Below are 13,000 nucleotides of genomic sequence, written 5' to 3'. Positions count from 1 at the left end.
ACAGTGTCCAACCTTCGAGCAAAGAGGGCCCGAGGTGGGTACGTGCTGCGTGCACAGGAGGGAGTACGACATGTCCACGGAAACCCGTATGGATGCCCCGGCGCCGGACCGGGCGACGCTGCAGCCTGCTCCCCTTGCCACGGCCCTCCCCGAGGGGAGCGACCAGCACGGGCTGGAGTCGACGCTCGACCTGCTGGCCGGCATGGACCTCGCCCGCTCCCCCGAGCAGGACGTCGCCCGGGCCCTCGAGCTCATGGTCACCCACGCCGAGTTCCCCTGTCTCGGCGCCAAGTCCGTCTTCCGGCGCGGCGGCCTCGCCCACGTGGTCCTCGACGACATGACCGACCCGGACGTGCCGGCCCGACTCCTGGAGCAACTGCGCGCCTTCGCCGGTGACATCGAGGGCGAGAAGGGCTTCCACTCCTTCATCGCGACCTTCCGCGGCCCCGTGCCCACCGACGAGGCGACCTTCGAGGCGGCCCTCTTCCAGCTGCTCCAGCGCCTGCACGACGCGGACGACGAGTCCTGGGCCGACGGGGTGGGCACCGACCCCAACGACCCGCACTTCGCCTTCAGTGCCGGCGGGACCGCGTACTTCATCGTCGGCCTGCACCCGGCCGCCTCCCGCGTGGCGCGTCGTGCGCCGCTGCCCACCCTCGTGTTCAACCCGCACGACCAGTTCGAGGAGCTGCGCGCCGAGGGCCGGTTCGACCACATGCGCAGCACGATCCGCCGCCGCGACGTCGACCTGCAGGGGTTCGTCAACCCGATGGTCGCCGACCACGGCGACAGCACGGAGGCCCTGCAGTACTCCGGACGCCAGCACCCGGCGGGGTGGCAGCCCCCGCTCGAGGTGCACGTCGACCCGGAGGCCGACACGACGGGCACCACGACCCGGATCGGCGGCAGGACCGGCCACGCCGGCACGGGCCACAGCACGGACCGCAGCACGGACCGCAGCACCACCACCAGTGCCGGGAGCGGCAGCAGGTGCCCCTTCGGCCACCACGCGACCGACCAGGCGAACCACCAACCAGGGGAGCAAGGATGACGATCTCGCAGGACATCTCGCACACCCGCCTCGGCCGCCTCTTCGGCCCCGGCGGTCCGGTGTTCCAACCGCTCGGCGGCTACCGTGACGGCATGGAGCTCACCCGCCTGGCCCCGCAGACCGGCACCGCCTTCCTCCTGAGGGCCGGGCAGCGCCTCACGGTGGTCGACCCCACCGGTGAGCAGGTCAGCGACTTCTTCGCCGTCATGGACGACGACCGCGACGAGTGGTTCAGCTCCGGCCGCACCATCGACTACGCCAACTCGACCGCCGTCACGACCGGCTCGGTGCTCTACAGCAACCGCAGCCGCCGCATGGCCACCGTCGTCGAGGACACCTGCGGCCACCACGACATCCTGCTCACGCCCTGCTCGCAGCAGACGTTCGACCTGCTCTACCCCGAGTTCGAGGGCGCCTACCACCCGAGCTGCTTCGAGAACCTCGCCACCAACATGGCGGCCTTCGGTGTCGACCCCGACCGCATCTCGACGACGCTCAACATCTTCATGAACGTCTGGAACGAGCGGAACGGCGAGCTCCACATCGACCCGCCCACCTCGCGGGGCGGCGACCGCTTCGTCCTGCAGGCCGAGGCCGACCTCGTCGTCGGGCTCACCGCGTGCTCGGCCGAGAAGTCCAACAACGGCGTGTGCAAGCCCATCGACTACCGCATCGACGACTGAGGCGAGGACGACTGACCCGGACGCGAGCAGACGCGGACGCCCTTCTCGAAGCGGGCATCTCGACGCGTGTCCCGGACTGCCCGTGGTGCCGGGGCATCCGCGCGCACCACGTGGCACACTGACCCCGTGGATCTCGACGTGGTGAGGCGTGCGCCCCTGTTCAAGGCTCTGGACGACGAGGCGGCCTCCGCCCTGCAGTCCGAGATGAGCCGGTCGCACATGGAGCGCGGAGACGTGCTCTTCCACGAGGGCGACCGCGGCGACACGCTCTACGTCATCGCCGAGGGCAAGATCAAGCTCGGTCGCCGCAGCCCCGACGGCCGCGAGAACCTCGTGGCGATCCTCGGCCCCGGCGAGATGTTCGGCGAGCTCAGCCTCTTCGACCCCGGCCCCCGCACGATGACGGCCACCGCCGTCGCCGAGACCCAGCTGCTCGGCCTCGGCAACGACTCGCTCACCGCGATCCTCACCGGCCGCCCCGAGGTCTCCAAGGCCCTGCTGGCCGCCCTGGCCCAGCGCCTGCGCCGCACCAACGCGCACCTCGCCGACCTCGTCTTCACCGACGTTCCCGGCCGCGTCGCCAAGGCGCTGCTCGACCTGTCCGAGCGCTTCGGACGCCCCGTCGAGGGCGGCATCATGGTCTCCCACGACCTGACCCAGGAGGAGCTGGCCCAGCTCGTCGGCGCCTCGCGCGAGACGGTCAACAAGGCGCTGGCCGACTTCGCGACGCGCGGCTGGCTGCGCCTCGAGGCTCGGGCCGTGCTGCTCCAGGACGTCGAGCGGCTCAAGCGCCGCGCCCGCTGAGCCGGGCTCTCCTCAGCCTGCGAGGATCCACCCGTCCGGGCCGTTGACGACCACGCGGTCGGCGCGATCGGCCGTGGCCGCCACCGCGACCGCATTCGCCTCGTCGCCCTGCTCCACCCAGGCGAGTGCCGCTGCGGGGCTCTTGCCGAACGTCACGTGCCGCTCGACCAGCCTGGCCCGACGTAGCTCGTCGTCGCGCGCCACGAACCACACCTCGGCCAGCTGCGCCCGGGCACGCTCCCACCCCTCCTCGGGCAGCAGCAGGTAGTTGCCCTCCGTGACCACGAGCCGCGCCGACGGGGGCACGACCACGGCCGCGGCGAGCGGCTGCTCCAGCGTGCGGTCGAAGCCCGGCGCATACACCCACGAGTCCGGCTCGGCGACGACTCGGTGGAGCAGGTGGGCGTAGCCGTCGGCGTCGAAGGTGTCGGGAGCGCCCTTGCGGGACAAGGCTCCCAGCCGGTCGAGCTGCACGTCGGCGAGGTGGAAGCCGTCCATCGGCACGTGCGCCACCCAGTCGTCGCCCGTGGCGGCAGCGACGGCACGCACGAGCCCCTCGGCAAGGGTCGACTTGCCCGCCCCGGGAGCACCGGCGATGCCCAGGACGACCCGGCGACGGTCAGCGACCAGCGCGACGGCGGCTGCGGCCAGGGCCTCGATGCCGGCATCCATGGTTCAGGGGTGGGTGCGGAGGTACTCGAGCTGGGCCTGCACCGACAGCTCCGCGGCCGGCCACACGCTGCGCGGCACGTCGGCATAGGCCTGCTCGACGACCGCGTATGCCGTCTGCGCACCTCGGGAGACCGCCTCGCGCACCTGCTCCAGCCGTTCGGCGCGGTGCTGCAGGTAGAAGGTGACGGTGGCCGCGGCGTCGGCGACGAACGGTCCGTGTCCCGGGAGCAGGCTCGTCACCTCACCGGCCCGGGTCAGGGCCTCGATGCGCTCGAGCGAGGTGAGGTAGGCCTCGAGGCTGCCGTCCGGCCACGCCACGACGGTGGTGCCGCGGCCGAGCACGGTGTCGCCGGTCAGGAGGGTGTTGTCCGCGGGCAGCACGAACGAGAACGAGTCGCTCGTGTGCCCCGGCGTCTCGACGGCGAGGACCTCGAGGCCGCCGACGGTGATGGTCTCCCCCGCCCTCAGGTCGTCGTGGCCGCGGCCGAAGCCGCGCACCGGCGCGCCCGTCAGCTCGGCGAAGCGTCGAGCGCTCTCGGCGTGGTCGTCGTGCCCGTGGGTGAGCAGGGTGAGGGCCACCCGTCGTCCCGAGTCGGTGACGCGGCGGAGGACGTCCTGCAGGTGGCTCTCGTCCAGCGGGCCCGGGTCGACGACGACGACGTCCTCGGACCCGGGCTCGGCGAGCAGCCAGGTGTTGGTCCCGTCCAAGGTCATCGGGGACGGGTTGGGGCACAGCACGCACTCGGCGCGCTCGGTCATGACGCCGCCGTGCCAGCTCGGGTCCGCCGCAGCCCCCTTCACCGCGGCGGCACCTCGTCGACCACTCCGTCGACCATCCCGTCGACCACCTCGACGATCTCGATGGCCGCGCCGTCGGGGTCCGACACGACCCGCGGCATCACGAGCGGCAGCGCATCGCTGTGCACGACCACGTCTGCGGCACAACGCGCCTCGGCGATCTGCTCCACGCACACGACGGTCGGGGGCAGCATGAGGGCCGACCCGACGGCATACGCCTCCAGCAGCTTCGACGGGACGAACCAGTCGGCGTGGTCGGCCTCCGTGGTGGCACCGTCCGCGACCTGGGCGGGGGGCATGAGTGCCGCGAAGAACCACGTGTCGTAGCGGCGCGGCTCGAAGACCGGCGTGAGCCAGTGCGCCTTGGCCACGACGAGGTCGGAACGCAGCACGAGAGCTCTCTCGTGCAGGACCTCGTCGAGCGAGGCCCGCCGGTCGACGAGCGCTTCGCGGACGTCGGTCCACTCGGGCCCGGTGACATCTGCCAGCGGCCCGTCGGCCGACGGGCCGGCGAGCAGGACGCCGCACTCCTCGAAGACCTCGCGCACCGCTGCGGCGACGAACATCTGCGCGTCGGAGGGCGAGCAGCCAAGCCGCACAGCCCAGTCCGACGGCGACGGTCCCGCCCAGGGCAGGTTCGGCTCGCCGTCACGCTCGTCGACACCGCCGCCGGGGAAGACCATCATGCTCGGCGCGAACTCCATGGCGGACACGCGCCGGAGCATGAAGACCTCCGGCCCCGAGGCGCCGTCGCGCACGAGCATCACGGTGCTCGCGCGACGGGGCCTCGCCTCGGCCCAGCGCTCGCCGGCCAGCCAGCGGGTGGCCGCGTCGGCGATGCCGGGCGTCGTGGTCAGCGGGAACCGGCGGCCCATCGTCGTCACCTCGCGACGGAGACGATGACCTCGACCTCGACCGGCGCGTCCAGCGGCAGTGCAGCGACGCCCACGGCCGACCGGGCGTGGATCCCCTTGTCGCCGAACGCCTTCACGAGCAGCTCACTCGCGCCGTTGACGACGGCCGGCTGGCCGGTGAAGGACGGGTCGGACGCCACGAAGCCGACGACCTTGACGACGCGGGTCACCGAGTCGAGGTCGCCGATCTCGGACTTGATCGCGGCGATCGCGTTGAGGGCGCACGTCTCGGCGAGCGCCTTGGCGGCGTCGGCGTCGACCTCGGCGCCGACCTTGCCGGTCGCCGGGAGCGAACCGTCGACCATCGGGAGCTGGCCCGAGGTGAAGACGAGGTCGCCCTCGCGGACGACGGGGACGTACGCGGCGACGGGCGGCACGACGTCGGGAACGGTGAGGCCGAGCTCGGACAGGCGGTCTTCGACAGCAGACATGGTGCGGCGGCTCCTCAGGACTTCGGGCGCTTGAAGTAGGCGACGAGGCTCGTGCCGTCGGGCCCGTTGACGATCTGGACGAGCTCCCAGCCGTCGGCCCCGAAGTTGTCGAGGATCTGCTTGGTGTTGTGGATCAGGAGCGGTGCGGTGAGGTATTCCCACTGGGTCATGGCCTCACCCTACTCAGCGCGCGAGGCGCCTCCCGACGAGCGCGTCCCGCCGCGGTGACACCCGGCTGGCACCATGTCGCCCATGACGAGCAGCCCGCAGACCCGCACCTACGGCAGCGACCCGGCGCAGGTCTACGACGTCCTGCTGCCCGCCGCCGGGGCTCCACAGGTGGGCGTCACCGTGGTCGTCGTGCACGGCGGCTTCTGGCGCAAGGCATACGACCGGGAGCACGCCCTCCCGGAGGCGCGCGCCTTCGCGGCCGCGGGCTTCCACGTGGCTCTGGCGGAGTACCGCCGAGCAGGTATGCCGGGTGGCGGCGTCCCCGGGACCCTCGACGACGTGCGCGCCCTCCTCGCGGCGGTGGCCGAGCAGCCGGACCTGCCGAAACCGCTCGTCCTGGTGGGCCACTCCGCGGGTGGCCACCTCGTGACGTGGGTGGCGGGGCAGCCGTGGGCCGCCGAGCGCGGTGTCGTCGGCGCCGTGTCGCTGGCCGGGGTGGTCGACCTCGGCGCCTCGGACCGGCTGCACCTGGGGTCCGACGCGGCACGGGAGTTCGTGGGCACCGGGCCCGGCTCGGCGGCGTGGACGTCGGCCGACCCCATGTCGACGCTGCCCCCGAAGGTGCCGGTGCGCCTGGTCAACGGCGCGGACGACGACACGGTGCCCCCTGAGGTGGCCGACGCCTACGTCTCCGAGGCGACCGCGGCCGGTGGAGACGTGGCGGTGCAGGTCGTGCCCGGCACCGACCACATGGCCGTCATCGACCCGACGTCCCCGGCCTTCGAGCTCGTTCTCTCGGCGGTCCGCTCGCTGCTGCCCACGAGCCCCTGACCGCCGGGGCCCTACCCCAGCGGTTCGAGGTGATCTCGGGGCCCTCCTGCTCGCCGTCATCACCTCGAACCGGCTGAGGCCCCAGCGATTCGAGGTGATCTTGGGACCGTTTCCTCGCCGTCATCACCTCGAACCGGTTGTCCACACCCCCGCAGTCGGGCGCCCACTCGTCCCCAGCGTGCGTATGCCGCTCGCCTCCCACCAGCGTGAGCGCGACGGTCGACGGCATGAGAGGTCCGGAACGGCGGCGCATCGCACGTGAGCTTGCGGAACAGCACGGCGGCGTGGTCTCGCGGGCGATGCTTCGGCGCGTGGGGATCCAGCGCAACCATGTCGCCTCGGAGGTCCACGCCGAGCGGTGGGCCCTGCACGGGGACGCCACGGTGGCGGTGCACACCCGGCCTCTGACGCGCGAGGAGCAGCTGTGGCGGGCCGTATGGGAGATCGGGCCCGACGTGGCGGTGCTCGACGGGGTCACTGCGCTCCAGGTCGCCGGGCTCCAACACTTCGACGAGCCGGCCATCCACTGCTCTGTCGTCCACACGGCGCGCGTCGTGTGGCCCTCCGGGGTCTCGGCACACAAGGTCATCCGACGCGTGCCGGGTGAGACGGTGCCGGTGGGTATCCCGCGGACTCGGCCCGCGGTGGCCGCCCTGCGCGCGGCGCACTGGGCGGTGAGCGACCGGTAGGCGGCGCTCGTCCTCGTGATGACCGTGCAGCAGCGCCTCGCGACGCCGGGGCAGCTGCTGCACGCGACCGGGGTCCTGCACGGTCGTCGGCGCCGCGCGTTCGTCAAGGGCGTCGTCCGCGACATCGCACTCGGGGTGCAGTCGCTCGGCGAGCTCGACTTCGCCCGCCTCTGCCGTGAGCGAGGACTGCCGGAGCCCGATCGGCAGGTCCTCGTGCAGACCGACTCCGGCCGCTGCTACCTCGACGTCCGGTGGCGCAACGGCCTCACGGTGGAGATCGACGGTGTCCAGCACCGGCGCGCCCTTGCCGTCTCCGCCGACAACCTGCGCTCGAACGCCCTCGTCCTGCGCGGCGACCGTGCCCTGCGCATCGACCTGGTGGGGCTCCGGGTCCACACCGAGGAGTTCATGGCGCAGGTCGTGCAGGGACACGCCATGCTCGGCTCGTCAGCCGCCTGACCCATCCGCCGGTGCACGGTTCGAGGTGATCACGGGCGGTCCCTCCCGCCGGGATCACCTCGAACCAGCGGAGGTAGACCGTGGGCAGGCAGTGGGCCGCGGCGACCTCCGACGGCGGCCCGCCTAAGGTGGGACACGTGACGACGGACCCGAGCGCCGCACCCTGGGCGCGAGCGCGACTGCACGTCGTCACGGGCAAGGGCGGCACGGGCAAGACGACCGTCGCCTCGGCCATCGCCCTCGCGCTCGCCTCGCGGCCGGGTCGGATCCTGCTCACCGAGGTCGAGAGCCGGCAGGGCATCAGCCAGACCTTCGACGTCGCGCCGCTCGGCACCGAGGAGACCCGGATCCTGCGCCTGGCCGGTGGCGGCGAGATCGTCGGCCTCTCGATCGACGCCAAGGCCGCGCTGCTGGAGTACCTCCAGATGTTCTACAAGCTCGGCCGCGCCGGGAAGTTGCTCGAGAAGTTCGGCGCCATCGACTTCGCCACCACCATCGCGCCCGGTGTGCGCGACGTCCTGCTCATCGGCAAGATCTACGAGGCGAACCGGCGACGACGCGACGGGCGGCACAAGGGCGAGGCGGCCCCCGTCTACGACGGCATCGTCCTCGACGCCCCGCCGACCGGCCGCATCGGCCGCTTCCTCTCGGTCAACTCCGAGGTGGCAGACCTCGCCCGGGTCGGCCCCATCGCCTCCCAGGCCGGCTCCATCACCCGGCTGCTCGAGTCGGAGCAGACGGTCGTCCACCTGGTGACGCTCCTCGAGGAGATGCCGGTGCAGGAGACCCTCGACGCCATCGACGAGCTGCGCTCCAAGTCGCTGCGTCCGGGCGCCATCATCGTCAACATGGTCCGCGAGCCCCTGCTCGACGACCTCGCCCTCGAGCAGGCCCGGGCGGGGCGGCTGCACAAGGCCTCCATCCGCACCCAGCTGACCGAGGCCGGCATCCGCGTGACGCCCGAGCTCGTCGACGGACTCCTCGACGAGGCGCGCGACCACGCCCAGCGCATCGACCTCGAGCGGGAGCAGCTCGCCCTCCTCGAGGCCACCGGCCTGCCCATCGTGCAGCTGCCCGCACTGCCCGGAGGCGTCGACGCAGGCTCCATCCGAGAGCTCGCCATCCACCTCGCGCCCCTCTTCAGCGGGGCGGCGGTCCACGAGGCGGTCCAGGCATGAGCCCGACCGCGGCCTCGGCAACGCCGCCTGCACTCGACGTCGACTCCCTCGTCGACGACCCCGCCACCCAGATCGTCGTCTGCTGCGGCTCCGGCGGCGTCGGCAAGACCACCACGGCCGCCGCCCTCGGGCTGCGGGCCGCCGAGTCCGGGCGCAAGGTCGTCGTCCTCACGATCGACCCGGCGCGGCGCCTCGCGCAGTCCCTCGGCCTGACCGAGCTCGACAACACCCCGCGTCCCGTCGCCGGCATCGACACCAGCGCCGGCGGCAGCCTGCACGCGATGATGCTCGACATGAAGCGGACCTTCGACGAGGTCGTGATCGCCCACTCCGACCCGGACAAGGCCCAGCAGATCCTCGCCAACCCCTTCTACCAGGCGGTGAGCAGCTCCTTCGCCGGCACGCAGGAGTACATGGCGATGGAGAAGCTCGGCCAGCTCAAGGCGAGCGCCGGCACTCCCGAGGCGCCATGGGACCTCATCGTCGTCGACACGCCGCCGTCCCGCTCGGCGCTCGACTTCCTCGACGCCCCCAACCGGCTCGGCAGCTTCCTCGACGGTCGCTTCATCCGCCTGCTCACGGCCCCGGCCAAGGCGGGCGGCCGGGCGGGCCTCAAGGTCTTCGCCGGCGGCATACAGCTGGTCACGTCCACGATGACGAAGATCCTCGGCGGCCAGATGCTGTCCGACGTGCAGACGTTCGTCAACGCCCTCGACACGATGTTCGGCGGCTTCCGCGAGCGCGCCGACGAGACCTACCGCCTGCTCTCCGAGCGCGGCACGGCCTTCCTCGTCGTGGCGGCCCCGGAGCGCGACGCGCTGCGCGAGGCGTCCTACTTCGTCGACCGGCTCGAGGCAGACGGCATGCCGCTCGCCGGCCTCGTCGTCAACCGGATGGGTCGCGTCTCGGCGAGCGGGGTCACCCCGTCGCGGGCCCTCGCCGCCGCCGAGCACCTCGAGGAGGGCGACGGCCCCAAGTCGGCCGACAACGCGGCCGGGCTCCTGCGCCTGCACGCCGCCCTGGTGACGACGAGCGAGCGACAGCGCGAGCTCGCCGACCGCTTCTCACGGTCACACCCCGGCATACCCGTGGTGCAGGTGCCCGCCCTCGGGCGGGACGTCCACGACCTCGAGGGCCTGCGAGAGATCGGGAACGCGCTCGCGGGGTCGTGACACACCCTCGGTGGTCACGACCCCGCGCTCGTGTGATGTGGTGCGGCGCGGCGACCGGCAGTCTGTTCGACCGGTCTTCCCGCTCCGTACCTACACGACTTGCTCGGCCTGCTGGAGCTGCTACTTGGCCTGTGCTGCCATACCCGCCTTGAGGGCGGACTTCCAGGACGTGATGTCGGGGCGCTTGCGCAGCAGGGCCCGGCGCTCGCGCTCGGTCATCCCTCCCCAGACACCGAACTCGGTCCTGTTGTCGAGAGCCTCCGCCAGGCACTGAGCGAGGACCGGACACGTCTTGCAGACGGCCTTCGCATCGTGCTGCGCCTTGCCCCTGACGAACAGCGCATCAGGATCCTGGCCGGAGCACTTGGCCTGGCTGGCCCACTCGTCGACCCACGGGTCCACCATCACGACTGCACTCATTGCACTACCCCTCCCCGCCCGGCGCCTCCCATGACATCCGAGCCGGCCGCTGGACCGTCCCACCGGTCCTGGCCATCGGGTCCCCCAAGACCCAAAGGAGACATTAGGAGCGTGGACCCTCCGTCGGACATAGCCTCTATGGACCATTTCGATGGCGCGATGACTAGTCACCCCGGGGGGATGGAGGTGATCACCCAGCGCCGCAACTGGGACACAGGGCCGCAACCGGGGCGATCCGCCCCGCGCGGGGAACCAGCGGGCATATGGTGTGCGGTTACCCTTGGCCCATGTCTTCACGCACGACCTCGATCGGTGGCGTCATCAGCCTGCTCGGCGCGTTCCTCGCGTCCGCGCTGGTGCTCGGTCTGCTCGCCGCCGGCCTGGCGATGCCCGCAGTGGGCGCCACGGGGGCCCTCGCCCGCAGCGGCGTCGACGTGTTCAACGAGCTCCCGAGCGAGTTCACGACCGACCCGCTGGCCCAGACCTCCCGCATCCTGGCCGCCGACGGCACCGTCATCGCGACGCCGCAGGAGCAGAACCGCACCATCGTGCCGCTGAGCAAGATCGCGCCGATCATGCGCGAGGCCCAGGTCGCGATCGAGGACCACCGCTTCTACGAGCACGGCGGCGTCGACCTGCAGGGTGTGATGCGCGCCGCGATCGGCAACCTCCGCAGCGGCGCCACGACCTCCGGCGCCTCCTCGCTCACGCAGCAGTACGTCAAGATCTCGCTCCAGTACTCCGCGCTCAACTCCGGCAACAAGGAGGCGGCGGCCGAGGCCGTCAAGAAGGACTACATGCGCAAGCTCAAGGAGCTGAAGTACGCGATCACCCTGGAGAAGAAGCTCACCAAGGACCAGATCCTGGAGGGCTACCTCAACCTCGTCTACTACGGCGACCGCGCCTACGGCGTCGAGGCCGCGTCCATGCACTACTTCAGTGTCCACGCCTCGCAGCTGAGCCTGTCGCAGGCCGCGCTCCTGGCCGGCCTCACCCAGAACCCGGGCACCACCGACCCGGTCAACTTCCCGCAGCGCGCGGTCGCCCGGCGCAACGTCGTCCTCGACCGCATGCACGAGCTCGGCCGCATCACCGACAAGCAGTGGCTCGCCGCCAAGAAGCGCACGCTGAAGCAGGACATGCGCGTCCAGCAGCCCAAGAGCACCTGCCTCGCCTCGCCCTACCCCTACTGGTGCGACTTCATCGTCAACTACGCCCTCGCGATGCCGCAGCTCGGCAAGACGCTCGAGGAGCGCAAGCGCCTGCTCTACCGCGGCGGCGTGACGATCACGACCACCCTCGACCCCAAGCTGCAGCAGTACGCGCAGACCGAGATCACCCAGAAGGTGCCGATCGGCAACGACGCCCGGATCGGGGCCGCCGCCTACGTCGCCGACCCCAACACCGGGAAGGTGCTCGCGTTCGCCCAGAACACGGCATACACCGTCGACAAGGAGACCCAGGGCAAGACCGGGATCAACTGGGCCCTCGACAAGAAGTACGGCGGCTCCGGCGGCTTCCAGTTCGGCTCGACGGCCAAGGCCTTCGCGCTCGTGACGGCCATGGAGTCGGGCATGAAGCTCGACGCGAGCGTCAACGCCAAGCGCGCCGGGAACGGCCAGATGGCGGCCTACCGGCCGGGTGACTTCCCCGGCGGATGCGGCCCGGGCGGCGTCTGGGACGTCGACAACGACACCTACTGGCCCGGCGGCAACATCAGCCTGATGAAGGCGACCGCCCTGTCGACCAACACGGCGTTCGTCGCACTGGCCCAGCAGCTCGGCGGGTGCAAGGTGCGCGACACCATGCTGCGCCTCGGGCTGCACCAGTCCGACGGCCAGCCGGTCGGCAAGTACGCCCCGCAGTACATCCTCGGCGCCTCGGACGTCTCCCCGCAGGGCGTCGCCCACGCGTACGGCGTCCTCGCCGCGAGCGGCAAGAAGTGCCCCATGGTCGCGATCACGAAGATCACCCAGGGCAACCGCAACATCGCCCTCCCGGCCAGCCCCTGCACGCAGGTCGTCGACCCCGACGTCGTGCACGCCACGGACAAGTTCCTCGAGTACAACATGACCAACGGTTCCGGCGTCCGGAACCAGCTCGACGACGGCAAGCGCCAGTCCGCCGGCAAGACCGGTACGGCCAACAACAACAACGAGTCCTGGTTCGTCGGCTACACGCCGCAGCTCGTGACCGCCGTGTGGGTGGGCACGCCCTACGACCCCATCACGCGCGTCATGAAGAACGTCACCGTCGGTGGCCAGTTCTACCCCGTGATGCACGGTGCGGCGATCGCGGCGCCGATCTGGAAGGCCATCATGAACCGCGCCTCGGAGGGGTTGCCCCAGGTGACCTTCCCCGAGCCGTCCGCGAAGTTCACCACCGGTGGAGGCCAGACCCCTCCGGGCACCGTTCCCGGCGTCACGGGCATGAGCGTCGGGCAGGCGATCTCGACCCTGCAGGCCGCCGGCTACCCCGCCGCGGTCGGCGGAACGATGAGCTCCTCCGTGCCGAGCGGGCTCGTCGCCGGAACCTCCCCCTGGGGCCAGGCGCCGAGCGGCACGTTCATCACGATCTACACCTCCCGCGGCGGCTCACGGCAGGCGTTGCCCCAGCCGCAGACGACGGTGCCTCCTCCGAGCGGAGGCGGCACCACCACCGGGACCACCACGGGGACCGGCAAGGGCAAACCCGGCAAGCCCGGGAAGCCCGGCAAGCCATAGCCCG

General features: G+C 71.6%; 15 protein-coding genes. 9 read left to right on the top strand and 6 right to left on the bottom strand.

Going from position 1 to position 13,000, the window contains the following annotated elements; translation table 11 throughout:
• The first annotated feature begins 70 nt into the window (after nt 1-70).
• The 3 genes from gntA to ABD241_RS18660 all read left to right on the top strand — a co-directional run bounded on the left by gntA (nt 71) and on the right by ABD241_RS18660 (nt 2,538).
• Nucleotides 71-1,051 (top strand): guanitoxin biosynthesis heme-dependent pre-guanitoxin N-hydroxylase GntA, encoded by a 981-nt coding sequence (gene gntA, locus ABD241_RS18670; RefSeq protein ID WP_344066298.1) that lies wholly within the window; start codon nt 71-73, stop codon nt 1,049-1,051.
• A complete protein-coding gene (locus ABD241_RS18665; protein ID WP_344066295.1) occupies nt 1,048-1,734 on the top strand; it encodes a DUF1989 domain-containing protein in 687 nt (228 codons plus the stop codon). Before gntA ends, ABD241_RS18665 begins: the two co-directional genes overlap by 4 nt.
• A gap of 126 nt (nt 1,735-1,860) precedes the next feature.
• A complete protein-coding gene (locus ABD241_RS18660; protein ID WP_142182183.1) occupies nt 1,861-2,538 on the top strand; it encodes a cyclic nucleotide-binding domain-containing protein in 678 nt (225 codons plus the stop codon).
• Nucleotides 2,539-2,550: 12 nt separating this feature from the next.
• Here the strand turns inward: ABD241_RS18660 and ABD241_RS18655 are convergent, their stop codons facing one another.
• Genes ABD241_RS18655 through sp36 form a run of 5 tightly spaced genes read right to left on the bottom strand, consistent with a single transcriptional unit; the run spans nt 2,551 to nt 5,523 of the window.
• Complete coding sequence (locus tag ABD241_RS18655) at nt 2,551-3,210, bottom strand: nucleoside/nucleotide kinase family protein (RefSeq protein WP_344066289.1); 660 nt, start codon at nt 3,208-3,210, stop codon at nt 2,551-2,553.
• 3 nt (nt 3,211-3,213) lie between these two features.
• Nucleotides 3,214-3,969 carry an MBL fold metallo-hydrolase gene (locus ABD241_RS18650; protein ID WP_344066986.1) on the bottom strand — a complete coding sequence of 252 codons (756 nt, stop codon included), beginning with the start codon at nt 3,967-3,969 and terminating at the stop codon, nt 3,214-3,216.
• A gap of 38 nt (nt 3,970-4,007) precedes the next feature.
• A complete protein-coding gene (locus tag ABD241_RS18645; RefSeq protein ID WP_344066286.1) occupies nt 4,008-4,883 on the bottom strand; it encodes an NUDIX hydrolase in 876 nt (291 codons plus the stop codon).
• A gap of 5 nt (nt 4,884-4,888) precedes the next feature.
• Nucleotides 4,889-5,353, bottom strand: a complete 465-nt coding sequence (locus ABD241_RS18640) for an Atu1372/SO_1960 family protein (RefSeq protein ID WP_142182177.1) — start codon at nt 5,351-5,353, stop codon at nt 4,889-4,891.
• Between the two features lie 14 nt (nt 5,354-5,367).
• Complete coding sequence (sp36, locus tag ABD241_RS18635; RefSeq protein WP_142179199.1) at nt 5,368-5,523, bottom strand: Sp36 family protein; 156 nt, start codon at nt 5,521-5,523, stop codon at nt 5,368-5,370.
• 82 nt (nt 5,524-5,605) lie between these two features.
• Between sp36 and ABD241_RS18630 the strand changes: the two genes are divergently transcribed.
• The 5 genes from ABD241_RS18630 (at nt 5,606) to bagB (ending at nt 9,853) form a co-directional block, all read left to right on the top strand.
• Nucleotides 5,606-6,355 carry an alpha/beta hydrolase family protein gene (locus ABD241_RS18630; protein WP_344066280.1) on the top strand — a complete coding sequence of 250 codons (750 nt, stop codon included), beginning with the start codon at nt 5,606-5,608 and terminating at the stop codon, nt 6,353-6,355.
• 311 nt (nt 6,356-6,666) lie between these two features.
• Complete coding sequence (locus ABD241_RS18625; RefSeq protein WP_344066276.1) at nt 6,667-7,044, top strand: hypothetical protein; 378 nt, start codon at nt 6,667-6,669, stop codon at nt 7,042-7,044.
• 18 nt (nt 7,045-7,062) lie between these two features.
• Entirely contained in the window at nt 7,063-7,503 is a 441-nt protein-coding gene (locus ABD241_RS18620; protein WP_344066273.1) for a hypothetical protein, read from the top strand.
• Between the two features lie 137 nt (nt 7,504-7,640).
• Nucleotides 7,641-8,681, top strand: a complete 1,041-nt coding sequence (bagA, locus tag ABD241_RS18615; RefSeq protein ID WP_344066271.1) for an ATPase BagA — start codon at nt 7,641-7,643, stop codon at nt 8,679-8,681.
• Nucleotides 8,678-9,853, top strand: a complete 1,176-nt coding sequence (gene bagB / locus ABD241_RS18610; protein ID WP_344066268.1) for an ArsA family ATPase — start codon at nt 8,678-8,680, stop codon at nt 9,851-9,853. Before bagA ends, bagB begins: the two co-directional genes overlap by 4 nt.
• Nucleotides 9,854-9,973: 120 nt before the next feature.
• Here bagB and ABD241_RS18605 read toward each other — a convergent pair whose 3' ends face one another.
• A complete protein-coding gene (locus ABD241_RS18605; protein ID WP_425580828.1) occupies nt 9,974-10,273 on the bottom strand; it encodes a WhiB family transcriptional regulator in 300 nt (99 codons plus the stop codon).
• 287 nt (nt 10,274-10,560) lie between these two features.
• Here ABD241_RS18605 and ABD241_RS18600 point away from each other — a divergent pair, with 287 nt between their 5' ends.
• Nucleotides 10,561-12,996, top strand: coding sequence for a transglycosylase domain-containing protein (locus ABD241_RS18600; RefSeq protein ID WP_344066265.1), 2,436 nt, complete (start codon nt 10,561-10,563; stop codon nt 12,994-12,996).
• Nucleotides 12,997-13,000 lie beyond the last annotated feature (4 nt).

Origin of the sequence: Terrabacter lapilli (assembly GCF_039531305.1) — a bacterium.
Lineage (GTDB): Bacteria > Actinomycetota > Actinomycetes > Actinomycetales > Dermatophilaceae > Terrabacter > Terrabacter lapilli.
Note: the sequence above shows the minus strand (reverse complement) of the source record. Positions and strands in the feature narration are given on the sequence as shown.

What these genes read in the sequence shown, in the direction of transcription:
- ABD241_RS18645 (WP_344066286.1), bottom strand. Translation starts at nt 4,883, where the DNA reads ATGGGCCGCCGGTTCCCGCTGACCACGACGCCCGGCATCGCCGACGCG.
- ABD241_RS18600 (WP_344066265.1), top strand. Translation starts at nt 10,561, where the DNA reads ATGTCTTCACGCACGACCTCGATCGGTGGCGTCATCAGCCTGCTCGGC.
- bagB (WP_344066268.1), top strand. Translation starts at nt 8,678, where the DNA reads ATGAGCCCGACCGCGGCCTCGGCAACGCCGCCTGCACTCGACGTCGAC.
- ABD241_RS18640 (WP_142182177.1), bottom strand. Translation starts at nt 5,353, where the DNA reads ATGTCTGCTGTCGAAGACCGCCTGTCCGAGCTCGGCCTCACCGTTCCC.
- ABD241_RS18655 (WP_344066289.1), bottom strand. Translation starts at nt 3,210, where the DNA reads ATGGATGCCGGCATCGAGGCCCTGGCCGCAGCCGCCGTCGCGCTGGTC.
- gntA (WP_344066298.1), top strand. Translation starts at nt 71, where the DNA reads ATGTCCACGGAAACCCGTATGGATGCCCCGGCGCCGGACCGGGCGACG.
- sp36 (WP_142179199.1), bottom strand. Translation starts at nt 5,523, where the DNA reads ATGACCCAGTGGGAATACCTCACCGCACCGCTCCTGATCCACAACACC.
- ABD241_RS18630 (WP_344066280.1), top strand. Translation starts at nt 5,606, where the DNA reads ATGACGAGCAGCCCGCAGACCCGCACCTACGGCAGCGACCCGGCGCAG.
- ABD241_RS18620 (WP_344066273.1), top strand. Translation starts at nt 7,063, where the DNA reads ATGACCGTGCAGCAGCGCCTCGCGACGCCGGGGCAGCTGCTGCACGCG.
- ABD241_RS18665 (WP_344066295.1), top strand. Translation starts at nt 1,048, where the DNA reads ATGACGATCTCGCAGGACATCTCGCACACCCGCCTCGGCCGCCTCTTC.
- ABD241_RS18605 (WP_425580828.1), bottom strand. Translation starts at nt 10,273, where the DNA reads ATGAGTGCAGTCGTGATGGTGGACCCGTGGGTCGACGAGTGGGCCAGC.
- ABD241_RS18650 (WP_344066986.1), bottom strand. Translation starts at nt 3,969, where the DNA reads ATGACCGAGCGCGCCGAGTGCGTGCTGTGCCCCAACCCGTCCCCGATG.